Annotated in this window: 21 protein-coding genes; 13 read left to right on the top strand and 8 right to left on the bottom strand. The window is 49.0% G+C overall.

The features are described from left to right. Positions 1–109: 109 nt before the first annotated feature. The 6 genes from EL645_RS00605 to rsmG all read left to right on the top strand — a co-directional run bounded on the left by EL645_RS00605 (position 110) and on the right by rsmG (position 8,447). Positions 110–2,260: an APC family permease gene (locus tag EL645_RS00605; protein WP_246035237.1), complete on the top strand. Its 2,151-nt coding sequence runs from the start codon at positions 110–112 to the stop codon at positions 2,258–2,260. 174 nt (positions 2,261–2,434) lie between these two features. Beyond that, on the top strand, positions 2,435–3,958 hold the full coding sequence (locus tag EL645_RS00600; protein ID WP_126548250.1) for an ISKra4 family transposase: 1,524 nt from the start codon (positions 2,435–2,437) through the stop codon (positions 3,956–3,958). A gap of 170 nt (positions 3,959–4,128) precedes the next feature. Beyond that, positions 4,129–5,532: a sigma 54-interacting transcriptional regulator gene (locus tag EL645_RS00595; RefSeq protein ID WP_126548249.1), complete on the top strand. Its 1,404-nt coding sequence runs from the start codon at positions 4,129–4,131 to the stop codon at positions 5,530–5,532. Between the two features lie 11 nt (positions 5,533–5,543). After that, a complete protein-coding gene (locus EL645_RS40430; protein ID WP_218031647.1) occupies positions 5,544–6,587 on the top strand; it encodes a hypothetical protein in 1,044 nt (347 codons plus the stop codon). An 11-nt stretch (positions 6,588–6,598) separates the two neighbouring features. After that, positions 6,599–7,747: a vWA domain-containing protein gene (locus EL645_RS40425; RefSeq protein WP_218031646.1), complete on the top strand. Its 1,149-nt coding sequence runs from the start codon at positions 6,599–6,601 to the stop codon at positions 7,745–7,747. Between the two features lies 1 nt (position 7,748). Continuing rightward, positions 7,749–8,447: a 16S rRNA (guanine(527)-N(7))-methyltransferase RsmG gene (gene rsmG, locus EL645_RS00585; protein WP_126548248.1), complete on the top strand. Its 699-nt coding sequence runs from the start codon at positions 7,749–7,751 to the stop codon at positions 8,445–8,447. 97 nt (positions 8,448–8,544) lie between these two features. Here rsmG and EL645_RS00580 read toward each other — a convergent pair whose 3' ends face one another. From EL645_RS00580 to EL645_RS00560, 5 genes are all read right to left on the bottom strand, one after another. Continuing rightward, a complete protein-coding gene (locus tag EL645_RS00580) occupies positions 8,545–9,876 on the bottom strand; it encodes an adenylosuccinate synthase (protein ID WP_126548247.1) in 1,332 nt (443 codons plus the stop codon). 96 nt (positions 9,877–9,972) lie between these two features. Continuing rightward, positions 9,973–11,466, bottom strand: a complete 1,494-nt coding sequence (locus EL645_RS00575) for a spermidine synthase (protein ID WP_126548246.1) — start codon at positions 11,464–11,466, stop codon at positions 9,973–9,975. A gap of 51 nt (positions 11,467–11,517) precedes the next feature. Next, complete coding sequence (locus EL645_RS00570) at positions 11,518–12,654, bottom strand: hypothetical protein (protein ID WP_126548245.1); 1,137 nt, start codon at positions 12,652–12,654, stop codon at positions 11,518–11,520. Between the two features lie 134 nt (positions 12,655–12,788). Then, positions 12,789–13,253 (bottom strand): M67 family metallopeptidase, encoded by a 465-nt coding sequence (locus EL645_RS00565; RefSeq protein WP_126548244.1) that lies wholly within the window; start codon positions 13,251–13,253, stop codon positions 12,789–12,791. 233 nt (positions 13,254–13,486) lie between these two features. Next, positions 13,487–14,167, bottom strand: a complete 681-nt coding sequence (locus EL645_RS00560; RefSeq protein WP_126548243.1) for an HAD family hydrolase — start codon at positions 14,165–14,167, stop codon at positions 13,487–13,489. A gap of 287 nt (positions 14,168–14,454) precedes the next feature. Between EL645_RS00560 and EL645_RS00555 the strand changes: the two genes are divergently transcribed. Beyond that, on the top strand, positions 14,455–14,727 hold the full coding sequence (locus tag EL645_RS00555; protein ID WP_126548242.1) for a hypothetical protein: 273 nt from the start codon (positions 14,455–14,457) through the stop codon (positions 14,725–14,727). 9 nt (positions 14,728–14,736) lie between these two features. On the opposite strand, the gene pdxR is transcribed toward EL645_RS00555, so the two are convergent. Continuing rightward, the gene (pdxR, locus tag EL645_RS00550; protein ID WP_126548241.1) at positions 14,737–16,287 is read right to left on the bottom strand and encodes a MocR-like pyridoxine biosynthesis transcription factor PdxR; all 1,551 of its coding nucleotides are present in this window, start codon (positions 16,285–16,287) and stop codon (positions 14,737–14,739) included. Between the two features lie 161 nt (positions 16,288–16,448). On the opposite strand from pdxR, the gene EL645_RS00545 reads away from it, so the two are divergent. Continuing rightward, the gene (locus EL645_RS00545) at positions 16,449–17,453 is read left to right on the top strand and encodes an SIS domain-containing protein (RefSeq protein WP_161976997.1); all 1,005 of its coding nucleotides are present in this window, start codon (positions 16,449–16,451) and stop codon (positions 17,451–17,453) included. A gap of 260 nt (positions 17,454–17,713) precedes the next feature. On the opposite strand, the gene EL645_RS00540 is transcribed toward EL645_RS00545, so the two are convergent. Then, positions 17,714–18,628, bottom strand: coding sequence for a DMT family transporter (locus tag EL645_RS00540; protein ID WP_126548239.1), 915 nt, complete (start codon positions 18,626–18,628; stop codon positions 17,714–17,716). 503 nt (positions 18,629–19,131) lie between these two features. Here EL645_RS00540 and EL645_RS00535 point away from each other — a divergent pair. From EL645_RS00535 to EL645_RS00515, 5 genes are all read left to right on the top strand, one after another. Beyond that, on the top strand, positions 19,132–20,538 hold the full coding sequence (locus tag EL645_RS00535) for a cystathionine beta-synthase (RefSeq protein WP_246035236.1): 1,407 nt from the start codon (positions 19,132–19,134) through the stop codon (positions 20,536–20,538). 259 nt (positions 20,539–20,797) lie between these two features. Beyond that, a complete protein-coding gene (locus EL645_RS00530; RefSeq protein ID WP_126548238.1) occupies positions 20,798–21,601 on the top strand; it encodes a metallophosphoesterase family protein in 804 nt (267 codons plus the stop codon). A 197-nt stretch (positions 21,602–21,798) separates the two neighbouring features. After that, positions 21,799–22,218: an archease gene (locus EL645_RS00525; RefSeq protein WP_126548237.1), complete on the top strand. Its 420-nt coding sequence runs from the start codon at positions 21,799–21,801 to the stop codon at positions 22,216–22,218. Positions 22,219–22,472: 254 nt separating this feature from the next. Next, positions 22,473–23,492 carry an RNA ligase (ATP) gene (locus tag EL645_RS00520; protein WP_161976996.1) on the top strand — a complete coding sequence of 340 codons (1,020 nt, stop codon included), beginning with the start codon at positions 22,473–22,475 and terminating at the stop codon, positions 23,490–23,492. A gap of 100 nt (positions 23,493–23,592) precedes the next feature. Then, positions 23,593–25,047 carry an RtcB family protein gene (locus tag EL645_RS00515; protein ID WP_126548235.1) on the top strand — a complete coding sequence of 485 codons (1,455 nt, stop codon included), beginning with the start codon at positions 23,593–23,595 and terminating at the stop codon, positions 25,045–25,047. A 207-nt stretch (positions 25,048–25,254) separates the two neighbouring features. On the opposite strand, the gene EL645_RS00510 is transcribed toward EL645_RS00515, so the two are convergent. Continuing rightward, positions 25,255–26,277, bottom strand: coding sequence for an ABC transporter permease (locus EL645_RS00510; protein ID WP_126548234.1), 1,023 nt, complete (start codon positions 26,275–26,277; stop codon positions 25,255–25,257). Positions 26,278–26,336 lie beyond the last annotated feature (59 nt).

Below are 26,336 nucleotides of genomic sequence, written 5' to 3'. Positions count from 1 at the left end.
GTACAACCCGGCAGGTTTATGGGAAAACAGATCATAGTTTTTCTGTTAGCCTCTGGTTTTATGCCTCATCAAATTCTGATGCTGTGGCACTATTAGGAGAGCACAAGCGATGGATCAGAAGGAAACGCGGGTCCTCAATACAACTGGTAAGAACGAACAAGAAATGCTGGAGACCGCAGGTCTCATCGACGAAGATGATCCTGCTCGCATTGCTCGCACAGAAATTATTAGAGGGAAGTATCCCAGTCATGAACGGATTCGGACGGTTCGGCCCAGTAAAAAGGCCCTACTGAGTGTAAGCCCGGGGCTCCTCACAGCCACTGATGAGATGCTAGCCCCACCACGAGGTGGAAGCCGCGTCTTTTATTATGTTAAGAGGGCACTGATTGGTGCGCCACTGGCCAACTCACAGGCAGAGCATGAACGGCTAACCAAAGTCAAAGCCCTGGCGGTACTCTCATCAGACGCCATTTCATCAGTTGCCTATGCGACAGAGGCCTGTATGGGGGTCCTGCTCTTCGCAGGATTAACCTCTTTACACTTAATTCTTCCTATCAGTATCGCAATTATTGCTTTATTAGCGATCGTCGCTTTATCATATAGTCAGACCATCCCTGCTTATCCTAATGGTGGTGGTTCCTATATCGTGGCCAAAGACAACCTGGGGGTCAAGGCAGGCCTGATAGCCGCTGCCTCACTATTGATTGATTATGTCTTAACTGTATCAGTAAGTGTTGCCTCGGGCGTACAAAATCTGGCTTCTATTCCTGTTTTTCACTTTTTAAATGCTCCTCATTTGGAGGCATTGGTGGATGTTGCGCTGGTGGTTGTCATCACGGTCGTAAACCTACGTGGTGTACGTGAATCCGGCTCGATTTTTGCTATTCCCACGTACTTCTTTATCGTTAGTGCCGTCTTTATGATCATAGTGGGTGTGTTTGATGCTTTTGTCATTCATCACCAACCACTGATTGGAACTTTCCATACACTGAATAACCAGGCCGTCAAAGCGACTGAATCCATTTCGCTCTTCCTTGTATTGAGAGCATTTGCCTCTGGATGTTCGGCTATGACAGGTGTGGAAGCTATCTCCAATGGTGTGCCCGCCTTTAAAAAGCCAGAAGCTAGAAACGCCAGAACTACCTTGATGTGGATGGCAATTATTCTGGGTTTCCTGTTTGGTGGTATCACCCTGCTTACCCTCACCAATGGTATTGCGCCCGACCCGAGTGGAACTCAGACCGTAATTGCGCAACTGGCGTCACATATCTTCAGGGGTCCGCTGGCATTTATGTTCCCTGTCTTCCAGCTAGGCATTCTGCTTATCCTGACCCTGGCAGCCAATACCAGTTATGCCGACTTTCCACGTCTGGCATCGCTGCTAGCGCGCGACAACTTCCTGCCGCATCAGTTTGCTTTCCGTGGAGACCGCCTGGCCTTCTCAATCGGTATCGTCTTCCTGGCGATTATGGCCAGCACCCTATTGCTGGTCTTTGATGGCAGCGTTGATCATCTAATCGACCTGTATGCTGTAGGCGTATTCATGTCCTTCACGCTGTCCCAGAGTGGTATGGTATTGCATTGGTGGCGACTACGCGATCAGCAAAAGAACTGGCTACGTAGTGCAATTATCAATGGAACTGGCGCTTTGACTACCGCCCTGGTGGCTATAGTAATTGCCTATACAAAGTTCTTATCTGGTGCCTGGATCGTTGTAGTGCTGATCCCCTTGCTGGTCTTGATGTTCATAGGTATTCATGCCCACTATAAGCGGGTTGAGCAAGAGCGCACCACCAATATTCCAGCCAAACCAGCCGATATCAAGCATCTATTCATCGTACCGATTGCTGGCATGGATCGTGTCTCGGTCCAAAGCCTCTCATATGCCCGTTCGATCTCAGATAATGTAATCGCGGTACACGTTGCCATTGACGCTGACGACGAGCAGCGTGTACGTGAAGCCTGGAAACAATGGCGGCCAAACATTGGAGCTAGCGAGAAGACTGAACTGGTTGTGATCGAATCGCCCTATCGCTCTCTGACACGGCCCTTACTGGCCTATATTGACACGGTCCACGAACTCTATCCCGACTACACCCTGACGGTGTTGTTGCCGGAGTTCATCGTGGCCCATCTATGGGAGCACATTTTGCATAACCAGACGGCCCTGACCTTGAAAGCCGCCCTGCTTTTCCGTCCAGGTATCGTCGTTACCAGTGTGCCGCAACATTTGCCTACCCGTATGGCCAGAGCGGTATAGAGCGCACAACAAAATAAACTCAGCCACAAAGAGCGCAAGGATAAACCAGAAAAAAGCGTAGTAATGCAGCCGTAGCAGACGCTTAGTATTGGGGGTGTCATTCATTTTTTTGCAGAGCCAAAATGGTAAGATAGAAACAACTCAAACGCAAGGAAGAGAAAGGTGGGCACGATCATGAAGTCAGAAGACCTGGAGCAACGCTGGCAGCAACAAAGTCAAGAAGCCTTTCATACGCTTGCTCAATGGCAGAAGGAGCATCCCAAAGCCACCCTGGCCGAAATTGAAGCCGCCATTGATGCCCAACTCGATCAGGTACGGGCTCGCATCATTGAAGAGATGGCCCAAGCAGAGAGGGAAACCACCCAGCAGGGGCCACGATCGTGTCCGCAATGCGGCACACGCATGCATCAACGAGGGGCACGTACCCGAACCTTTCAAACACGAGGACAGCAAGAAGTGAACGTGAGCCGTGACTACCAGAGCTGTCCCGCCTGCGGATACAGCTTTTTTCCCCTCGATGAGCAACTGCAACTGCCTCCCACCGCGTTGTTACCTCACGCCCATCAAAGTCTGGTTCGCTTAGGAACGCATCTGCCTTTTGGGCAAGCCGCCAAAGAAGTGCAGGCGTTGCTTGGCATTCGCATCAGTGAGGCTAGCGTCCGGCGCTGTACCTTGCAGGCAGGACAGATCGCCGAGGCGATCCAGAGCGAACAAGCCCATCCCGAAGCCGCCCGACCTCGTTTCCCTCTTCCTGCCGCTCCAGTGGTGGAGCAGATGGCGATGGGCAGTGATGGCGGGATGGTGCCCTTGCGCGGTGGGATCTGGGGTGAAGTGAAAATGGCCGTATTTGCTCAGGTGAACCCCTCAACAGCGAAAACCGAGCAGCATAGCTACTTTGCGCGGTTGGCGGATGCATCAATCTTTGCGGATCTGGCTTCGGCGGAAGTGACGCGGCGAGGGATCGCACAGGCCAGGCAGGTATGTGCCATCCAGGATGGCGCCGAGTGGCTGCAAGGCTTTGTGGATGGACATCGCCATGATGCGGTGCGCATCTTAGATTTTGCCCATGCTGCCCACTACCTTGGTCAGGTCGCCGAACAGGGACAACAGCAGGGTTATCATGTCCCTGCTCGCTGGCTCAATGTGGTTCTTCATGAGCTCAAACATGCGGGGCCAGAACGCATCATGAGGCATCTGCAGTGGTGGAAACGTGCTCGGCCGTTGCCCGCGGTCACCGATGCGCTCCGTTACTTCGGCAAGCGTTTGGCGCAGATGAACTATCCGCAGTTTCAAGCCCAGGGATGGCCCATTGGCTCAGGAATGGTCGAAAGCGCCAACAAAGTGGTGATGCAAGCCCGTCTCAAGGGAGCAGGAATGCATTGGGAGCCGGGCAATGTCAATCCCATGCTCGCCTTACGGGGAGAGATGTGTAACGAGCGCTGGGAAGAGAGTTGGCAGTATCAGCAACGCTGGCGCAACGATCATCACCATGGCCAACGACAGCAGCGAAGTCTCCAGCGACGCGCTCGCTGCGCGCAAGAACTGCGAGCGCTCATTCTGCACATCTGTTTGCGGTTGCCTTCCTCTACGTTTGCTCCACAACCTTCTTCTCGCAAAGGACGAACCGAGGGACAAAAACGCTGGGGAAGGCAAACCTTTTCGCATCGCATGCTTCAAGATGGCTCTGCAAAAAAATGAATGACACCCTAGTATTGGTTTACCCTTGCGTTTTCTAAATGCAGGCTGTAGAATCAAGTATGGTTCCACATGTTTTTGGTCCCGTAGGATCATGCCGGATCGGTTACTCGCCCTCAATCCAAGACATGTATCACACGAGCCAACCCCCAAGAAAGGTAGCATAAAACCGAATGACCATCACTACTCGACCGCGCACTATTGGTGAATTGCGTGATAGTGGATATAAGGTGCTTCCCATTAAAGAAGAAATGCGCAAGAACCTTATCCAGAAGATTCGTGACGGAGAAGAGCTATTCCCAGGGATCATTGGCTACGAGGACACCGTGATTCCTCAGATTGAGAACGCTATTCTCTCAGGGCAAGATATTATCTTCCTTGGTGAGCGAGGACAGGCCAAGACACGTATTGCGCGCAGTCTGGTCAATTTGTTAGATGAATATATTCCTATTATTGCTGGTAGTGAAATTAATGATGATCCATTTGAGCCGATAAGCAAATCTGGCCGTGACAAGATTGAAGAATTTGGGGATCGAACTGAGATTGAGTGGATACCGAGGGAACGTCGCTACGGTGAGAAGCTAGCGACCCCAGATATTACTATCTCTGACCTGGTTGGAGAGGTTGATCCGGTCCGTGTGGCCGAAGGCCGTTATCTCTCCGACGAATTAACAATCCACTATGGGATGATCCCACGCACGAACCGTGGCATTTTCTGTATTAATGAGTTGCCCGACCTGGCCGAGCGTATTCAGGTTGGTCTGCTTAATATTATGGAAGAGCGCGACGTGCAGATTCGTGGATATAAGATTCGCCTGCCTCTGGACGTTTACGTGGTAGCCAGCGCGAACCCTGAAGATTATACCAATCGTGGTCGTATCATTACCCCATTGAAGGACCGCGTCGGTTCAGAGATTCGTACCCATTATCCTCATACCATTGATCATGAAATCACGATCATGGAGGCCGAGAGCAGTCATTTCCTCTCCGATGGACTGGATGTGGCGGTCCCGCAGTTTATGAAAGAAGTGATTGCGGAAATTACCCACCTGGCCCGGCGGAGTAACGATATCAGCCAGCGTTCTGGCGTCAGCGTACGCGTCACTGTCTCTAACTATGAGAATGTGCTCAGTAACGCCAGTCGTAGAGCACTGCGCTTGAAAGAGCGCCAGGTTGTGCCACGTGTCAGTGACTTAGAGGCTATCATGGCTTCTACCTGTGGCAAAATCGAACTTGACGCGGTTGGCGATATTAAAGAAGAGCGCGTCGTTCAAAAATTGATCAATGGCGCTATTCTAAGCGTGTTTGGTGAGTACTTCGAGCAACGTGAATTCGAGCAATTAGTAGCAGGTTTTGAGCGCGGACTCAATGTCCAGGTAGGGGATGATATGCCCTCAATGGAATATGTGAATCAGCTCTCAAAGGTTGGTGGTTTGAGCAAAGCGATCGACAAACTGCACGGTCGAGGCAATCCTGCCTTAATCGCATCTACAATTGAGTTCATTCTCGAAGGGCTCCATCTGAACCGACGTCTTAATAAGGATGAAGTAGGTGGTAAAACGCGCTATCGACGCTAAAGGATGCGAGCATGTTCAATCGATTTTCTCGAAATCGCTATGGCTATACCCGTTGGGACGGAACTCAAAAAATAGACGGCATCGATGCGGATGATATTCTTAACGCACTTGCCGATGATTATATGGAAGATGGCAACCTGCAGCAGGCGCTTAAGCGCTTGATGCAGGAAGGCATTCAGGGGCAGGATGGCCGCAAAGCCATGGGTTTACGCGAGATGATGGAGCGTATGCGCAATACGCGCAAAGAGCAACTCAATCGCTACAACATGGCTTCAGGCGTTATGGATGATCTACGTGAAAAGCTAGAAGAAATCAAAAAGCTTGAACGTGATGGTATCCAGCAGCGCCTGGAAGGTCGCCAACCTGAGTCCCCAACCGATCCCTCCACGCAGAAAGGCCAGCCTGGTGAAGAGGGGCAACAAGATCAATCTGGTCAGCAGCCGCAATCTGGTGAGCAGGGGCAGCAAGGTCAATCTGGCCAACAGTCCCAGATGGGAAGTCAGGGGGAGCAGGGCCAATCAGCTCAATCGGGCCAGAGTGGCTCTGAGAGTGATGGATTAACGCCTGAACAGAAGCAGCGTATGTTAGAAATGATTGCTAAACGCAAGCAGGATTTTTTAGATGGACTGCCGAAGGATATTCCTGGCCAGATCAAAGGTCTGTCTGACTATGATTTCATGGACGACCAGGCACGCGAAAAATTCAATGAGCTGATGCAGGGCTTGCAGCAGCAAATGATGCAGCAATTTTTCCAGGGCATGCAGCAATCATTGCAGAATATGTCTCCGGAAGACATTGCTAACTTACGCGAGATGATCCGCGACCTGAATAAGATGTTGCGCGAGCGGCAGGAGGGTCTTGAGCCCGACTTCGACTCTTTTATGCAGAAGCACGGCCAGTATTTTCCAGGAGTCAACTCCCTGGATGATCTGATCGAGCAGATGCAGCAGCAAGCAGCAGCCATGCAGGGTATCATGGATAATCTCTCACCAGAGCAGCGTCAGGAATTGCAGGACCTGATGGAACAGCTGATGGGGATGATCGCATTCGCGTAGACATGATGGAGTTGGCCCAGAACTTAGAGGCGGTTGCGCCCTCTGAGCAGATGCGTACACGTTTTCCATTCCGTGGTAACGAATCGTTACCATTGAATGAAGCTATGCGCGTAATGGGCCAGATGCAGCAAATGGATGGGCTGGAAGAACAATTCCAGGAGGCCCGGCGCTTAGAAAATCTGGAAGCCATCGACAGTCAGAAAGTTAAAGACTTATTGGGTGATGAAGAGTACCAATCGGTCGAGCAGCTAAAAGAGCTGATGAAGACGCTGGAAGAAGCTGGCTATATTCAGAAAAAAGGCAGTCGCTGGGAGCTGACGGCGCGAGGTATTCGCAAAATCGGGCAAAAAGCACTCCAGGATATCTTCAACAAAATGAAGCGTGACGGCTTTGGTCGCCACATCAGTCCTTTCCGTGGGGTAGGCGGCGAACGTACCGACGAGAGCAAGGCCTATCAATTTGGTGATCCATTCCTGCTGGATCTGGAAAAGACCCTGATGAACGCCGTCCATCGGCGTGGTACAGGTACACCTGTCAACCTGGCCAAGGAAGACTTTGAGGTTTACCGTACTGAGTTCACCACGCAATCATCGACCGTACTGATGATCGATATGAGTCTGAGTATGATTTATAATGGTTGTCAGCAGTCGGCCAAGAAAGTAGCTGTCGCCCTGGAGAGCTTGATTCGTTCGCAGTTCCCACGCGACAACCTGTATATCGTCGGCTTCTCTTACCTGGCTCGGGAATACAAGCCCAACGAGCTGCTGGAACTGAGCCGTTACGACAATGAGCGCGGCACCAATATGGCCCATGGTTTGATGCTGGCTCGCCAGCTACTGGCCAAGCAACGCGGGACCAACAAGCAGATCATCATGATTACCGATGGTGGTCCAACTGTCTGGTACGAGGAAGAATATGGCTGGCAATTCGCCTATCCAAGTCCTTTTGCCGAACAGCAAACCCTGCTAGAGGTACAGCGCTGCACACGCGATGGCATTACCATCAATACGTTTATGCTTTATGACGATCATTGGATGGTAGCTTTCGTTAACCAATTGGCCCAGATCAACCATGGCCGCACCTTTTATGCGGACAAAGACAACCTGGGAGAGTATCTCCTGGTTGATTATCTGAATAGTAAGCGGAAGTTAGTATCGTAATATGTCTGAAGAATCCTCAGCCGTATTCCGAGCAGGATTAGCGCAATTAGGTCTCTCTCAACAGCATGAGGAGGCCTTCTTGCTCTATCGACGAGAACTGCTGGATTGGAATACACGCTTTAACCTGACAGCAATCAAGGAGCCAGAGGAAGTGTTGCTAAAACACTTCCTCGATTCATTGACCTTGCTGCAAGCCTATGACAAGCAAAAGGATATACGTCTACTCGACATTGGCACAGGTCCGGGATTTCCTGGTTTGCCTTTAAAGATCGCGCGGCCAGATTGGAAGGTCACTTTGATTGAAGCGACGGGGAAGAAGACTATATTTTTGCAGCATATAGTTGACCTGTTGCAATTAAAAAATGTTGAGATCATCCATGGTAGGGCTGAGGACATTGCCCACAAGCGGAACTATCGTGGGACCTTTGATCTGGTAACGGCACGCGCTGTCTCAGCACTGGCAGCGTTACTGGAATGCAGTGCACCATTTTGTCGTATCGGTGGCTCTATAATCTTACCCAAAAAGGGGGAGATGGGAGAAGAATTTCTTCAAGGAAAGCGGGCCGCCAGCCTGCTTGGCACCCGTTTGAAAGCTGATCTTCCTGTCACCCTGGTTGGTCTGGATGATGGCCGCAGACTTTTACACTGGGAGCAGTACAAAGCCTGCCCCCACAGTATCCCCGCGCCTGGGCCGTATTAACTAAAAATCCTCTGGGATAAAAACCAGGAGAACACAACGGGAGCGCAGCCAATCATCGCTGCGCTCCCGTTGTGTTCTCCTGATTCTCCGAAAAGAACTATTTCATCGCATTTCTGGGGTAGTGATTATCATAAGTTGGCTCCGCCAGAATATCTTGCGTCTGAATCGTCTTTCCACGCTGAGGACTGACTGAAACCATGACGATCGGTGTTTCCAGCACCTCCTCCAACCGTTTCAAATAATTCTTTGCCGCGGCAGGCAGTTCCTCATAGGTACTGACGCCGGTAGTGCTACACTGCCAACCTTCAACTTCTTCATAAATAGGTTCGCAGGCGGCCAGATCATTTGGTGCAGCCGGGAGGCTATGGATAGTCTGTCCACGCAGGCTATAGGCGGTACAAATTTTGATGGTAGGTAGCGTATCCAACACATCTAACTTAGTGATGACGGCGGCATCCAGACCATTGATCTGCGCGATGAAGCGTCCAGCCACGCCATCGAACCAGCCGCAGCGGCGTTCGCGGCCATTATGAATTTTATATTCATGACCTTTTTCACGTAGCACATCAGCCGTGGCCGTATCAAAGATTTCAGTGGGCATTGGACCGCTACCAATGCGTGTGGTATAGGCTTTATAGACTCCAACCACGCGATCGATACAGCGTGGAGGTAGTCCAGCACCAACAGCCGCATTGGCTGCCATCGTAGAAGAAGACGTCACATAAGGATAGGTGCCAAAGTCGATATCTAGCAGGGCGCCCTGTGCACCCTCGAGAAGAATCGTTTTATGTTCGGATAGTGCATCCAGGAGCATTTTTTGTGTATCGGCGACATGTGAATACAATTGCTGGCCATATTTAAAATACTCGCCATGGATTTCTTCCAGGGAAAGAGCCGGTTGTCCATAGATCTGAGTAATCATACGATTCTTCTGTTGCAGAATCATCGATAATTTAGCACGAAAAGCATCCACATCGAGAAGCTCCGCCATCCGGATGCCGGTGCGCGCATGTTTATCTACATAGGCAGGGGCAATGCCACGAGGAGTGCCCTCAAGTTTCTCTCCTATACGAGACTCCTCTTCCAGGCGATCCAGCACAAAATGATATGGCATGACGACATGCGCTCGTTCACTGATATAGAGCCGTGAAATATCGATGCCCTGTGCTTTTAAAAGCTCCAATTCATCGAGCAGACCCTTTGGATCGACCACAACTCCATTGCCAATGATACAAGTAGTATTAGGGAAAAGAATACCTGAAGGGACGAGATGAAAGGAAAACTCACCGCCCTCATGTACCACACGATGGCCTGCATTATTGCCGCCTTGATAGCGCACTACATAATCTGCGCGCATAGACAGCTCATCGACAATCTTGCCTTTCCCTTCATCTCCCCACTGTGCACCAATAACTGCTACTACCGCCATGATCGTATTTCCTCTCCGCTTTCTAGGTTCGTCTACCCATGCCTGATGGAGAACCCTCATTTTATTACAACAAATTTACTTTGCTGCTGTCAATATTCAGGGTTGCAAAATGTAGTTAAGCAACAATTGATCAGTGATCTGCTCAATCGGTGCTTTGTCATCAGTAAAGACTATTCCTCCATCCGCGCGACCGCGCGTAGCCACAGGTAGAACTTCAGTAGCGAGCTGTCCCAGTGTTGTATTGGCTGGGAACTGAGAAAGATTCTCACGGAACGTCTCAAGCGAGGTTGGTTGCATTGTGGCCATAATTTCAGTGTTAATCGTCCCTGGTACATTGAAAACATAGACATTGGGAAAGATTGTACTCAGGGTATTTACAAAGGCCTGGACCAGGCGATAATCATGCGCTGTATGTCCGGTATTGAGGGCGACAACGCCCGTCGAAGAAAGATGGTCACGAACCTGCGTAAAAAACTCACGTGTTGTAAATTGAAACGGAATATATGGTTGTTGGAACGCATCAATGGCTACCACATCGTAGGTATGATGGGATGAAGCCAGGAACGTACGTCCATCCTGCGTATACACATGAAGATCAGGTTCATTCATGTTGAAATAGCGTCGTCCAACATCAACGATGGCGGGATCAATTTCAGCGCCATCAATTTGAACTTGAGGATAGACCTGAGAGAACTGACGTGCTACAGTGCCACCGGCCAGTCCAATAATCCCAACGCGCTTCAATTGTGCAGGTTTAAAGCCTGTATTAAAATAAGGCGCAGCCAAAAAGTAGTCCCAATACCATCCCGTAAGTTGCGCAGTACTATCTGGATTATACACCGAGTGGATAGCCTGTCCCTCATTCAGAATGAGTTGGCGTGTGCCATCTGGCTCTTTGGTTACCTGAATGTAGTTATAAAAGGATTCCTGTTCATAGATCAGGTGAGGAATCTCTTTCAAAGGGCCTAGCTGCACAGCCTGAGCGGCAATCAATAAAATAATCAATGCTGGCACAGGCAAAATAGATGTGATGCGTCGCCAGCGAGGAAGAATGCCCCAGAGGGAAGCCGCCAGTAGCACCACCCCAAAGATAAGAAGCGTGCGCCGTACTCCAAAGGTAGGAATCAGCCAGAGCACTGGTAAAAAGGCCCCCAGGATGCTACCAACCGTAGAAATGGCATAGAGTGAGCCACTGATGCGACCGCTCTTTTTCACATCATTTGTGATCAAGCGAACCGCAAATGGTGAGACAAGCCCAAGTAGGATGACTGGAATGGCAAATAGCAACATAGTGCCAACCAGTGAACCAAGAAAAATGCTAACGGAAACTTGTTCGAGTCCAGTGACTGACCAGGTAAGAATGCTTTGACATACGAAGGGAATAATTATGATGGAAAGAGCCGCCGCCGCAGTAATCACACACAACACCTGTGTATGTGGGTAGCGATCAGCGATGCGTCCTCCCAAGAAGTAACCCACCATCAGGTAAAGCAGAATCAGACCAATGAGATTGCCCCAGATAAAAAGCGAGGTACCAAAATAGGCACCCAGGAGACGTGATGCACACATCTCAAGAGCTAAACTTGTCATGCCACTTACGAACACCAGTCCGCTCAGAAAGTATTTCAACTTTTCCTCCGATTATGGTGTCCCGGTTTGTATAAATTGGAACTTACCAATCATGATATTGTAATACGCCGTACTTACTTGTGCAAATTGGGCATCCGGTGCCTGGAATTCCATCACAAATATTTTTCCTTGATGAACAGTTACACAGACAGCAACATGTTCTTTTGTTTGATTATCGCTCATATAGGCAATAGTCGCAGTCGACCAGGTCTCCCCTCCAATAGTGGCCGCCTGGCCGGTAGGTGGTTGAGGTGCCTCATAACCAGGTTTACTGGCATACGTTGTCTGAATCTCAGCCGCCAGCAATTGATCGGCTGCCATAGTTGGATTATCCAGCCGTTTATAGACAGCGATTTGATCGGGTTGCTGTGGATTGACAAATTGAGCGCCAGCGACGCTGGGAAGAGCGCTTAACTGCCAGCCCAGGGGATACTCATCAATAAAACCGCTGGGGGCGCACTCACTACCACACCATGTAAAGCCGGCTTCTGGCACTGTCGTCGCAACAGCTATTGGTGTTGCTGTGGCCGCAGGGGCAGTAGCAACTGCTACAGTAGTCTTATACGCTTGAGGAGGCTTCTGTGTTGCTCTTTGCTGATTATTATGGCTGGTCACATAAATTGTAGAAAGACCAATAGCACCTATGACGATCAGTACCAGACAAATGCATGCGACAAGAATAGCAGATGGAGAAGGGCCTTTGCGTGGATTCTGTGTCAAGAGCTGACCACTGGATGGTGGCCTGTTGCCTGGATTATAGAATGGCTTATAGTCAGGTTGTGAAGGATAAGGACCGGGAGGGTTGGAAAGTCGTTGACTATTTATTGGAGGGAGGATCATTGCTTCTGTGGCATCGTGATGAATGCCACTGGGAACCGGGTTAGCTGCATATACTGGATCAAATGGCGGAGTTGCGGGAACCGAAGAAACTGGTCTGGCGAAATTATGCTGTTGAGGCAAACCAAATTGGGATAAACGGGATTGAGAAGAGGGAGATACCCCATTGGTATTCTGCGCTGATTGACCATGTTGGGAAGTAGAAAAATAGTTATTGGATGTTGGATTGCCCGGGGGAGCGGATGGGGTCCCACAACGTCCACAAACCTCCCCAGCGGTTTGTAGCTCGTTTCCACACCTTAGGCATTTCATATTTTTTTGCTCCTGCTTATCTCGCTTGTATGCGATTGCTGATATGTTATTTAAAAGCAATTCAGCGCTCATTATTATAACGTATTTATAAAGGTGTGGCTAGGTTTATAACTGATTTGCTAGCTCCCCTTTTTTTAGCCAGTATGGATGGTAATGTGTTTTAGTCCACTATTAGCAAAATGATGGTAGGCGATAAGGGAGGCAGATGTGAGCTCATGGTGGGGTGTATTAAAAGGGCCTTTAATAATAACCCAGACCCATGGAATATTTTGGGCTTGATTGACGCGCTGCATATTTTCGCAATCTGTATCACTGGCTCTTGGATACCCTGTTGGATGGCTGTGGTAGACACCAATGATTTGATCTGGATTGAGTAGTTCAAACTGGAGCAATTCTTCGGGAGCAAACTCAAAGTAGACCGGAGAATCTGCCGTATTCTGCAAAGGGTGGGCCCGATCAACATGCCAGTTCCCATCTGCATCAATAGTGCCCAGAAGTACTCCACAGGCTTCTATCGTAGAACGTTGTGAAACATCCTCAAAAAGAGTAGACAGAACTTCCTTTTTGAGTGAGAGATAAGGTGAGGAGTGCTTAAACATACCTGCTCCTTACAGAATGCCTGTAGAACTCATATAATAAGTATAACCGTAAAATATGAAGAAAACACACGCCATTATTCTATACATTATACTATTCTAGTATAGCGTTGCGAGCAAAATAGCCCTGAATATACAAAAAGGGTAAGCCAGGTCATAAATGATGATGGATCCGGCTTGCCCCGATTACTGCTAGTTTGTTTTAGGATCAGGGGAAAGTGAAAACTTCCCTGCTGCTAAAATTTTTGCTGACCCCAGAACTGTTCTGCTGGCACATTGCGTACATCAGCAATATGTTCGACTGTAATATCGGGAACATATGCCTCCGGGAAGGGCTCTTTTGCATATTTCCCCTGCTTCACAAATACCGTGGTCATTTTATCTCCCATTGACTGTTTAACATCAAAAAGGATTTTTGGTTTATCATCGATAATAACCCAATGATCGGCGGGATAGCGTTGTTGGATATCCTCAATATGTTCCTGCTTATGCACAAAGAGGAGCACACGACCACTAACGGCATCTGCCAGTGCGCTACTGAAGATTTTCTCGGCCTGATAGTTTAAATCGCCGTCAGAGACGATCACAACAGTACCGATACTATTTAAATACTCCATGGTCTCTAAAACATGTGGAAATAAGGCTTTTTGAAACGGAAAGTTTTCAAACATCGAAGCCACATGTTGAAATGTGTAGTCGCTCAACTCTTCTTGCGAGGTACGTTCGCGGAAGTATTGTAGTGCCAGGGGAATGTCCACAACCCCACGTTCTTTTCGCACCTCCTCATACAATTCCCAATAGCGTTCCGTCAAGGCGGGACCTAAATCTGTCTGGAGAAATTGATTTTGCTTTTCCTTAATACCATCGTTATCGAGCAAGGTATTATCGACATCGATCCAAAATACAAGTGCTGGCATAGGTTTATCTCTCTTATCTAATGTAGTAATTGCTAACTGGTTGATACCAGATATATAGAGAGATCAAGCTTTGCTAATAGCGTCCCTCTATAGTCTGTATACGTTTAATGATACGTTCATTTTTTTTCTTTTGTTTCGATTTTAGTGGACGTGCCAGAAATTTGTGCCATTGTAACTGTGAGTATAGCGTAAGTGCTATGCTGACGCATTGAGAGAGTTGTATACTAAGAGGTGGCCTGCTATCAAATGCGACCAGCGCGACAGAGAAATTTTCACAGGAGATCGAAATGAAAGTTGTTTTTAGAAGTAAAGATTTTGCCAGTGTCGACGGTTCAGGTTTTGGCTTCAACCATCGACGGCCCATGGCTAATCCCTGGCAATATCAAGGCAGGGTGCAGCATCGTCAATGGCAGGGCACCTATGAGTGTGAGTGGGAGCAGGGCGAAAATAAAGGCAGGCAACCGGAACTACTATGGATCGTACGTGGTGATGCGCGCCTCTTTGGCCTGGCAGCCGGCTTAAAATCAAAAGGTTTTACCGTCGAAGTTGAGCAAGACTGATCTATAGCTCTACCCAGAATCATTATCGAGTGCTGCTGCCGGGTCATTATTTTTTGTTGAGTGGAGGACGGCAGCCAGGGCTTGAATGCCACGATGGATTTCCTGCTCATTGAATGCAGCATAGCCAAGCATCAGCGCATTGGTTGGGGGATGCTTCATATAGTATTTAGATACTGGTGTCACCGCGATTCCGGCACTGGCCGCCAGCGCAGTGATCTCCGTGTCCCTTCGTGTAAGCGGAAGTTTAGCCAGTAGATGCATACCAGCTTCATCGGGCTCTACAATCAAGATGTCAGCCAGGAAACTATGTTGAGCCGCCCTTACCAGCGTAGCCTGCCGTCCTTCATAGAGCGCACGCATACGGCGTACATGACGAGCAAAATGCTCCTCGGCCATAAAATCAGTCAAAACCATTTGATCCAGCATATGGGCATGCCTATCGGCGGCGGCCCGGGCCGCGATAAAGGCATCGATCAATGCTGGTGGAGATACCAGGTAGCCGATACGCAAGCCAGGAAAAAGTACTTTGCTAAAGGTTCCAATATAGATAACTCGGTCAGCCTGATCCAGACTCTGCAATGAGGCCAATGGATGGCCCGCATAACGATACTCGCCGTCATAGTCATCCTCTAAAATCCAGCTACCTGTATGCGCAGCCCAATGCAGCAATGAGATACGGCGCAATAAACTCATCGTTGTACCCAATGGAAACTGATGAGAAGGCGTCACGTATACCATGCGTGCCTGAGGACTGACCGCTTTGCCATATGCCACATCAATGCCTTCGGCATCAATTGGGACCGGCACAAGATGTGCCCCACTACTTAAAAGGGCTCCCCGCGCCCCCAGGTAACAAGGATCTTCAATCCACACATCATCTCCAGGATCAGACAACAGTTGCGCGGACAGGTTAATAGCCTGTTGCGAACCAGCGACAATAATAATCTGCTCTTCTGAACAACTCACACCACGAGCCGTCTGCAGGTAGTGGGCAATTTCTCGGCGGAGGGGGCGAAAGCCCGCCGGATCGGTATACCCAAAAGAGGTTGGATCGACATTGCGCCAGCGTTTAGCTGCCAATTGCGACCAGAGCTTAAATGGAAATTCATGCAGTGCTGGTACACCATGACGAAAGGCCCGATGAAGTAACACATCGTCCCAATTATGAAGTGGGGCGACCGTTGAATTGGCAATAATTTTACCGCGAGCCGAGAGTTGGGTATCAGCCTGCGCTTTTTGCGTTTGCTCTGAAGATAGTTGCTGATTGGGGAGGCGCAGCAATTCATCGGGAAGAACGTGCTCAACATAGGTGCCGCTGCCAACGATGCCTCGTATGTAGCCTTCATATAGCAATTGTTCAAAGGCAATGATCACCGTTGCGCGTGAAACTCCAAGGGTCTGAGCAAATGCCCGTGTGGAAGGAAGCTTTGTGCCCCCGGGTAATGTGCCTGCAAGAATTGTCTGTCTCATTGCAGTATAGAGCTGGCGATATAGTGGCATAGCAGACCCAGGATCGAGTATGATTGTGAGTAAAGCGGCATTGAAAAGATTTTTTTCCATGAAGGCCTCCCGTTGAGCTGCCCGAAAGTGGTATGGCTATTATAGCTAGAAATGGTTCTGTTCACAAGTCCACTTTTGCTTTAAGATAGTCACTATCACCACTGCGAATGCAGGCACAGGTATTTTTTAAGGGATCTATAGAAGAAGGAGCTGGTTTATATATGGATTTTGCTCTTGATAAGCAGATTGCTTCCCAGGCCGACGCTATCCGTTCATTAATTGCACGTATTGACATACCCATACTGGATAGTGAAAGACCATTTATCTTTTCAGGTATTGGCACATCTCTACACGCCTGTCGAGTGGCCGCCTACTGGTTGTATGAGCTTAGTGCTGGAAAGATACGTGCCAGCGTACTCAACGCACATGAACTGGCTCTCTCCGCTCCCATATCAAGCCAGGACCAGGTTATTGTAATCAGTCATCGTGGCACAAAACGTTTCCCTCGGCAGGCACTAACGCGCGCGCGCCAGGCAGGAGCTCTAACTATTGCCATTACCTGTCTGGATGCACCTGCTCAGGATGCTGACTATACCATTCATACCTGTTCTAATGAGCTGGCGGGGACACATACCGTTTCATATACCACCGCACTGACCGCACTGGCGCACCTGGTTGCCAGTGTCACAGGAGAAGCGGGACATCGTTTCCTCACAGCCATCCATAGCGTTCCTGAAGCCATAGAGACAACGCTAGCTGAGCCAGCGCCCAGCGCGATTGCCGAGAAACTGGTCGACCGCGAGCCGATCCTGCTAGCGGGAATGGGTCTGGACGCCATTACCGTAGCCGAAGCCGCCCTTAAGATTAAAGAAGGTACCTATCAATGGGCTGAAGGTATCGAGCTAGAAAATGCGTTGCATGGACCGCCAGCCGCTATCCGTGCAGGTGTGGGAGCGATTGTCATGGTTCCTGATTGGGAAGATGGTGGTCGGGCCCAGCTTTTAATTGCAAGCCTGAAAGATTTAGGGGCAGAAGTCTATACCTGTGGAAGTGGACAGGAGGACTTGCGCTTTACGGCTGTCGAACGCCTGATAAGGCCGCTAGTGTCTATTATTCCTTTGCAGCGCTTAACTGCCGAAATCGCCAGAATCAGACACACCAATCCAGACGAGATTCACCGCGACGTAGAACCCTGGAATACAGTCATGGGTAACATCGTACTATAAGCCATGAAGAGACTGTCACAAAGCTTCAATGTACATTTAACATTCTAGCGATATATGGCATACAAGTTTCAGGCGGCATTGCACTCTCCATTGCACTCTGCGTGGAGAAGTTATGCTGCCTGAAAAATTTTGAATAGAGCATTATACAGTGTTGTCTGCGATATTGCAGACGATAATTTTTTAGCCCGTTATGTGACTATTTGAATGGAGGATCTATATCATAAGATAGCCAAAAAAAATGCCGAAGGCGATCTAAATTTTTATGGATGCTCAGGAGCTGTGCGCCACGGCCATTTGATCTCGGTCAATAATGTTCCACCCAGGATCAGCAGGCAGCCAATAAATGCGCGTAAACCGAGGGTTGTGCCATGCCAGAGGTAATCGGCCAGGGCCGCGAAGACGGGCTCAGTAGCAAAAATCAGTGCTACCCTGGTCGGTGTCGTAAATTTTTGAATGTGGGTTTGAGCCAGGTAAGCCAGTGCAGTAGCAAAGACAGCAGTTACAATCAGCGCGATGATTACAGGTGCCTGGAATAAGATCGAGTGTTGAAAAATTAGCTGCCATGGTTCAAAGATGAGTGCCGCGATCGCACTTAATACTGCCACAGTCGAGAGTTGGATGAGCACCAGAGTGTGAGCAGAAGCAAGTCCTGAAAACTTACCAGTATAGACAACCTGTAAGCCAAAGGCGATAGCGCAAAAGAAAGCCAGCACATCCCCCGGATTGATCGTACTTATATCGACAAAGGCTAATAAATAGAGCCCAACGGTGGCTACTCCAACCCCAATTAAGGCTAGGAGCGCCGGACGTGTACCTAGAATCAGCCATGCCAGCAATGGAACCAGGGTTACAGCCAGGCCAGTCAGGAAGCCTGATTTACCAGAAGTAGTATAGAGGAGACTGAAGGTCTGTAGAGCATAGCCAAGAAAGAGAAAAAAGCCCAGTAATCCTCCACACATCAACAAATGTACACGTGAAAGAGTCGTGGGAGCGGCTGATTTCTGTTTACCCAGAAATGGCAAGAGCAGCAATGCTGCGCAGCTAAAGCGTAGCGCGACAAAAGAAAACGGAGGGATAGTGGCAATGGCATTTTGTATCAACACAAATGTGAGTCCCCAGATCGCTGCAATAAGCAGCAGAATACCATCCGAAAGCCAGCGTGTTTTGGGTACCATCGTATATCCTTCAGTGCCAGATTAAAATATGCCAACATGAAAATGTATGCGCCAATAGAAATATGATTTTATCATAAAGACAACTAAGGGATGGTAAAAGCCAGGGCTTTTTCATGGTCCTCTTTGGCGCCTGTGGCGCAGGGTTGGGTATGTGGAGTGTGTATGATGGGCGGCCGCAGCCGCCTATCATACACACTCCACACCTGAAAGAAGGTCTATCGTATCGCTTGCTCGTGATCTCCCTGCGATCTCTGGACGAACATGAAAAAGCCCTGGTAAAAGCGAGCTCCAGTGAGACGAGAGAACGTTCATGTGCTATACTAGGAGCTAGATTATATGCTCATATGCATCAGTACCTGATGAGTAAACAAGAGATTAGATAGAGAGATCTATAGTGTCCTTGGCACTGGAGCCTGTCGAAGGACCGCACTGGACCAGGGCGTCTGGTTTGTGCGGTTCGTTTTATGCTCATCAGGAATTCAACCTCAAAGAGGCAAACTTACGTGAAAGAAACAACAGAACCTGCGATGGGAGAAATGCATTATTTCCCAACAGTACTCGACGCGATCGGGAATACTCCACTCGTACGTCTTAATCGAATTGCCAGCGACGTTCCACCGCTTGTCCTGGTCAAAATGGAAATGATGAATCCAGGTGGCAGCGTAAAGGATCGCATTGGTCCAAATTTGATAGCGTACTGTGAAAAACAAGGTTTATTACGACCTGGTGGTACTATTGTTGAGCCAACAAGTGGTAATACAGGGCATGGTCTGGCCATTGCAGCTGCAATCAAAGGCTATCACTGTATTTTTGTAATGACGGACAAAGCAAGTGAAGAGAAACGTAGCCTGCTACGTGCCTATGGGGCTGAGGTGGTGATCTGTCCGAGTAGTGCAACCCACGACTCACCTGATTACTACAAAAATGTCGCGCACCGACTTGCTGAAGAGATCCCAGGTGCCTGTTGTCCGGACCAATACTCAAATCCAGCCAATCCAGCTACGCACTACGCTTCAACTGGCCCGGAGATCTGGCGTGATACAGCGGGCCGGGTCACAGCATTTGTAGCAGGTATCGGTACTGGTGGAACTATTTCTGGTACTGCACGCTATTTAAAAGAAGTCAATCCAGCGATTAAAATTATCGGAGCCGACCCTCCTGGATCAGTTTATTCCGGTGACACGCCGAAGCCATATAAAGTAGAAGGCATCGGAATGGATATGTTTCCACGTAACTACGATCCTAGCCTGGTAGATGAAGTGCTGCGAATCGATGATCGCTCCTCATTCCATTGGGCTCAGAGATTAGCGCGTGAAGAGGGTATTCTGACTGGAGGTTCGGCTGGTACCGCCCTGGCGGCTGGTTTAGCCTATGCCAAGCGATTGACCGCTAATGATGTAGTGGTCATTTTGCTGCCCGACACAGGTCGAGGATATCTAAGCAAACAGTTCAATGAAACCTGGATGCGCGAAAATGATCTGCTAGTCCAGGCAGAGAGCGATCAACCCACCTTATACGATGTCTTGACCTATCGCCGAACACACACCCGCAGCATGCCACTGGTCGTCAGCGTTCATCCCGACGACTCTGTCGCTGATGCTGTCGAGCTCCTGCGTCGTTACGGCATCAGTCAGACACCGGTAATTAAAGATGGGCATATGATTGGAAGCCTGACCGAGGACCTGCTCCTACGGAGATTGGCCAGTGGCGAACCACTGGACACATGTGCTGTAGGTGAGATTCAAGGTGATGCCTTCCCTACGCTTGAATCCAACACCCCCACAAAGGATGCCTATCCAATCTTCAGTGATTGCACTTCAGCCGTAGCTGTGATGAATGGCGAGGAGCTCGAAGGTATTGTGACCAAGAGTGATCTGCTGGAATTCTGGGCTCACCAGACGCGAGCATAAATAAAGTCAGCCCAACCCGATCAAATAAAAGACGGTGGGAGACAACAGTTTCATTGTTGTCTCCCACCGTCTTTTATTTGATCGTAAGATGATAAACGGTCAGTAAGAATGGTACAATACTATATCCCACAAAAAATTGGATGAACAAACAGGCCATTAAGAACGAAAGAGTCCTGAAGCCGCAATCGAAAGCGCTGGCTGAGTGATGCCATCTCTTGTGATTGTGTGTAATATAAACCAGGCGTAGAAGGAATGCCAGATGCAACAAGAAGTTCCCGTATATGTCATTGGCGATATCCATGGTCATCTCCGTGCCCTGCACAAAATTTTGCACGAGGCGCATTTAATTAACCATGCCCATCACTGGACTGGTGGCGAGGCATCATTATGGTTTATCGGAGACCTTGTTGATCGAGGGCCAGATAGTATTCCCGTGATAGATTATGTAATCCAACTACAGCATGAAGCCCAGGAGTCGGGGGGACATGTTGATTGCCTGCTTGGAAACCACGAGCTATTAATGCTGGGAGCCTATCAATTTGGCCGACGATCCACAGGATTAAGCAGCAATTTTATTACAAAATGGCGGCATAATGGAGGTGCTAAAACAGATCTAGCCAAACTTTCCAATAAACATCTTACCTGGTTGACGGAGCGTCCTGCCATGGCGATAGTAAGAGATGCCCTTCTGGTCCATGCCGATGCAACTTTTTATACTCGCTATGGTCGTTCGATCGTAGAAGTTAACGAGACTCTTAAAACCTTAATGAAAAGAAGTAATACCCTGGCCTGGGAAGAATTAATCGAAGAATTCGCCATGCGCGGAGTGTTTAATCATCCTTATGGCGGCAAAGATTTTATTGAGCGCTTCCTGATGATCTTTGGCGGAAAGCAGATTATCCATGGTCACACACCTATTCATACCATGGTGGGAGGCTCGGCCAAAAAAGTTACACAGCCTTTTGTCTATGCTGACGGCCAATGTGTGAATGTAGATGGTGGGATATATATGGGAGGGAGCGGGTTTATCTACCAATTAACCAATTTCCAGATAACACAATAAAATATGTCATATTTTTGTGATTTATATATTGACAAATAGCAAATAATTGCGTATTCTGAAATAGTGATAGAAATACTTCAGTTAAGGAAAGGAAGGGTAATTATGCGTTCAGGTTCTCATACGCAACAAATTGCATATCAGACAGCATTTGTTTATGCATCGCGTAAACCGTGTAATACCCGGGCAGCACGATAGTGATGCGAAAGCCTTATGAAGTATTCGAACATACCGCCGATATTGGCATACACGCCTTTGGCAATACCATCGAAGAGCTCTTTTGTCATGCCGCACAAGGCATGGAAAGTTTGATGGTCGCACCCGAACAAATACGTGTTATGACCAGTCGCCAGATCAGCGTTGAAGGGCATGATCCCATTTCTCTTCTCATCGCCTGGCTCAACGAACTGATTTTTTTATTCGATACTGAATATCTCCTCTTTCGCCACTTCGAAATAGAAGCCATCACCGGAACACAAGTGATAGGCCGAGCCGATGGAGAGATCTACGATCGTCAGCGCCACGACTTGAGCAGTGCAATCAAAGCCGTGACCTGGCACGAAGCCGCCATTACCCATGTAGATGGTGGATATCGAGCTCGGATCATCTTTGACCTATAGTATAGGACTTAGAGAACTTCTTTCACTTTTTGACTTCTAGCCACACCAGGTTTCCCACGCGCAATGCAGGTCATTGTGCGCGGTGCATTATGCCTTTGCAAGAAACACATGATGGCTCTCTAATGAATCCATTTCTACCGGGTACAGCATTGTGTCCAAAATATGCATGCATTTTTGATTTTAAGGTGCATAGAATTATCTTACGATTTTTTAGGGCGAATTTAAGCAGCCAATAGTTAAAGAGAGGTATGCCTATGAGTACACTCATTGTGCCAGTTGCTGTAATCGAAAAGATAGCTCCGCATAGCAATGCCGATGCATTGGAGTTGGCTCAGGTACTGGGTTGGCAACTTGTTGTAAAGAAAGGCCAGTACCAGGTTGGCGACAAAATAGTCTACTTTCCTGTAGACACGGTATTGCCGTTAGAGGTAAGTGAACGTTTTGGCGTGACCAAATATCTATCCAAACAGCGCATTCGCTGCGCCAAATTGCGGGGTGAACCTTCATTTGGCCTGGCCGTCCAGCCTGACGATGAAAGCTGGGATATTGGCGAAAACGTAGCCGACTACTACGGTGCCAAAAAGTTCGAGCCACCGATACGCCCGGGTCAGGGAGATGCCGAGCAGGCTGATCCATTATTCTGGGAATACACAGATATCGAAAATATGCGCAACTATCCAGCCATCTTTGAAGAGGGCGAGACTGTTGTTCTAACCGAAAAAATTCACGGCGCCAACAGTCGTGTTGGCCTGATCGAAGGCGAATTAATGGGTGGCTCAAAAGCCGTCAGGCGCAAGCGGCCGGTCGATGATGTTTTTGCCTCGAACATCTACTGGTCACCATTGACCCTGGAGCCGGTACGAAACGTGTTGGAAGAAATAGGGAAAGAACATCGACAGGTCATCTTATTCGGGGAAGTCTATGGGAGCAAGGTACAGTCCTTGCACTATGGGTACAAAGGTATCCTGGGTTTTCGAGCCTTTGATTTATTGATCGATGGGCATTATCAGAACTGGCCTGATTTTGTGTCCATCTGCCAGAAGTATGGTATTGAAACCGTACCGGTCGTGGATACTATTCCCTTTGATCTGGCAGAGGTTAAGCGCTATAGCGAAGGGAAAACCCTGCTGATGGCAGAGGATGCTCACATGCGCGAAGGCTTAGTTGTGCGACCATTGATTGAACGCACCAACCCTAAAATTGGGCGCGTCATTCTGAAATATGTAAGCGATACCTACCTGTTTGGTGAAAAGACCGACTACACAGATCGATAAAACATAAAAACACAGGTGCGGTGGCAATTCGTATAGTCTATGAAGCTAAACAAAAAGCTGCCGCACTATCTTGATAGTTATTAGTGATAGAGGAGAAAAAATGGGCGATAAGATCCCATTAGAGCGTATTGACGACAATCGTTGGCGTATCCCGCAGCGTTACAGTGATGCAATGCATGTGCCAGGGATAGTCTATGCCGACAACGAACTGATAGAACTGATGCTCAACGATAACGCCCTGCAACAGGTGGCCAACGTGGCGACATTACCAGGTATTGTGGGCTATTCTCTGGGGATGCCCGATATCCACTGGGGCTATGGATTTCCCGTAGGTGGGGTAGCCGCTACGGATGCAGAGAACGGCGTGGTTTCTCCCGGTGGTATCGGCTTCGATATCAACTGTGGCGTTCGCCTGCTGGCAACCGACTTGTTACGCGACCAGATCAAAGGCAGTGTGGAACGGTTAGCTGATGAACTTTACCGTAATCTACCCTCTGGCGTGGGTGGTGATGGCATGCGTTTGCTGAACGAAAAAGAGATGAAAGAAGTAATGACACGTGGAGCAGGGTGGGCAGTGGAAGAAGGTTACGGTGTTGAAGCTGATCTCGAAGTCACTGAAGAGCAAGGTTGCCTGAGTAGCGCCAATCCAGAGGCAGTTAGTCGACAAGCTATCTTACGTGGAATGAAGCAGCTAGGGAGTCTGGGATCAGGGAACCATTTCTGTGAAGTGCAGGTTGTAGATCACATCTACGATCCAGAGGCCGCGCAGGCGCTTGGCCTCAACCAGAAAGGTCAGATCGTTGTGACCATTCACTGCGGCTCAAGGGGGTTTGGGCATCAGATAGCGGAAGACTATATCAAGCTGGCGGAGTCGAAGCAACAGGAATATGGTTTTCACCTGGTGGATCGGCAACTGGCCTGCCTGCCTTTGCAATCCGAAGAAGGAAAGGCTTATCTAGGTGCCATGGCCTGCGGAGCTAACTTTGCCTGGGCCAATCGCCAGTTGCTCATGCATGGGGTGCGTCAGGCATTTTCCAGTGTCTTTGGCCGTAAAGCTCGCACGAAAGATATGCCGCTGGTCTATGATGTCTGTCATAACATTGCTAAGATGGAAGAATACGCGATCGATGGCGAGATGAAACGGGTCTGCGTGCACCGTAAAGGGGCCACCCGAGCCTTTCCGGCGGGCCATCCGGAGGTGCCAGAAAAGTACCGGGCGGTTGGCCAGCCTGTTCTCATCCCTGGAGACATGGGGCGTTACTCTTTCATGCTGGTTGGCGCACCCGGATCGATGGAACAGAGCTTTGGTTCCTGTTGCCATGGTGCGGGGCGCCGTCTAAGCCGGACCGCTGCCAAGAAAGCTGTTGGCAGCAAGCAACTGCTCGAGATGCTGGAGCAAAAAGGCGTCACCGTGCGCGTGCACAGCAAAAACCTGCTGGCCGAAGAGGCTCCACAGGCCTATAAAGATGCCCAGCAAGTCGTCAACGTCGTGCATAATGCCGGCCTGGCGAGCCTGGTTGTACGCTTGAAACCGATAGTCGTTGTCAAAGGATGAGTCATCTCGATAGATTTCGCCTTGAGGCTGGTCACATTCTTCCCATCTTCTAAGCGCTGATTGATATACATTGTCAATTCTTTACTTTGGAGGATTTGAAGCATGCTGTTCAGAAGGTCTGTATTAGTTAGTAGCCGATCCTGGAGAAAATATTCCAGGGTTGGCTCGTATTGAGAACGCTTTTATAACCGATGAAGATGTACGACACTACGCGATGGCACGTCCTGCACGGAAACGATCAATGAGCACTGCGATGACGATTACAGCACCTTTAATGATTTGCTGATAGAAAAATGGAACGTTCATCAAAACCAAGCCATCATTGAGAACACCGATGATCAGCACACCAATGAGAGTGCCGACAATTGATCCCACACCGCCTACAAAGCTGGTGCCACCGAGAATGACAGCGGCGATAGCGTCAAGTTCATATCCTTGACCGCCTGTTGGCTGAGCGCTCAAGAGGCGCGCAGAAAAGATGATGCCAGCAATACCGGCGCAGATGCCGCTAATAGTATAAACCCACAAGACATCCCAATCAACTCTGATACCGCTCAAACGGGCAGCCTGTTCATTGCCGCCTATGGCGTACACATGACGGCCAAAGGTAGTTCGTGTAAGTACAATATAGCTAATGATAAAGACAATCAGCGCTATGATAACAGGCATGGGTATCGGGCCAAGTGAGCCACCACCGAGGAAACCAAAGCTGAGGTCGGTTTTGATGAGTGGATATGCACCTGTTGTAACATAGGCGAGTCCACGCAGGTACGTTAGAGCACCAAGAGTGACGATAAATGCGGGCAGCTTCAATTTTGCAATCAGCACACCATTGAGGAGTCCGCATAAGGCTCCGGTGATAATGCCTCCCAATACCGCGAAAAAGCCAGGAACGCCGATGGCGTCAAGTCCCACAGCCAGCACACCCGCGAGTGCCAATGCCGAGCCGACACTCAGATCGATGCCACCTGTTAAGATAACAAAGGTCATACCTGCCGCGAGTACAGCATTAATTGAAACCTGACGGGCAACGTTAAGTAAATTACCGAATTCCAGGAAGTGTGGGGCGAAGATGGCCATGATAATACATAAGATGAGCAGAACCAGCGCCATGCTGAGCTGCTGCCACAACCGATAAGCTCGTCCACGCATTGATGTATCTTTTGCTTCTGCGGCCCCCGTTCCTTTTGTCGTAGTGTTAACTGCTTGCGTGTTTTTGATGGTTCCCATAGCTCTGTTTACATCCCTTCGTTATGAAAAGGTGTCCCGTATAGCTGAAGGCTACACTG

The sequence above is a fragment of the Dictyobacter kobayashii genome, from assembly GCF_003967555.1.
Lineage (GTDB): Bacteria > Chloroflexota > Ktedonobacteria > Ktedonobacterales > Ktedonobacteraceae > Dictyobacter > Dictyobacter kobayashii.
Note: the sequence above shows the minus strand (reverse complement) of the source record. Positions and strands in the feature narration are given on the sequence as shown.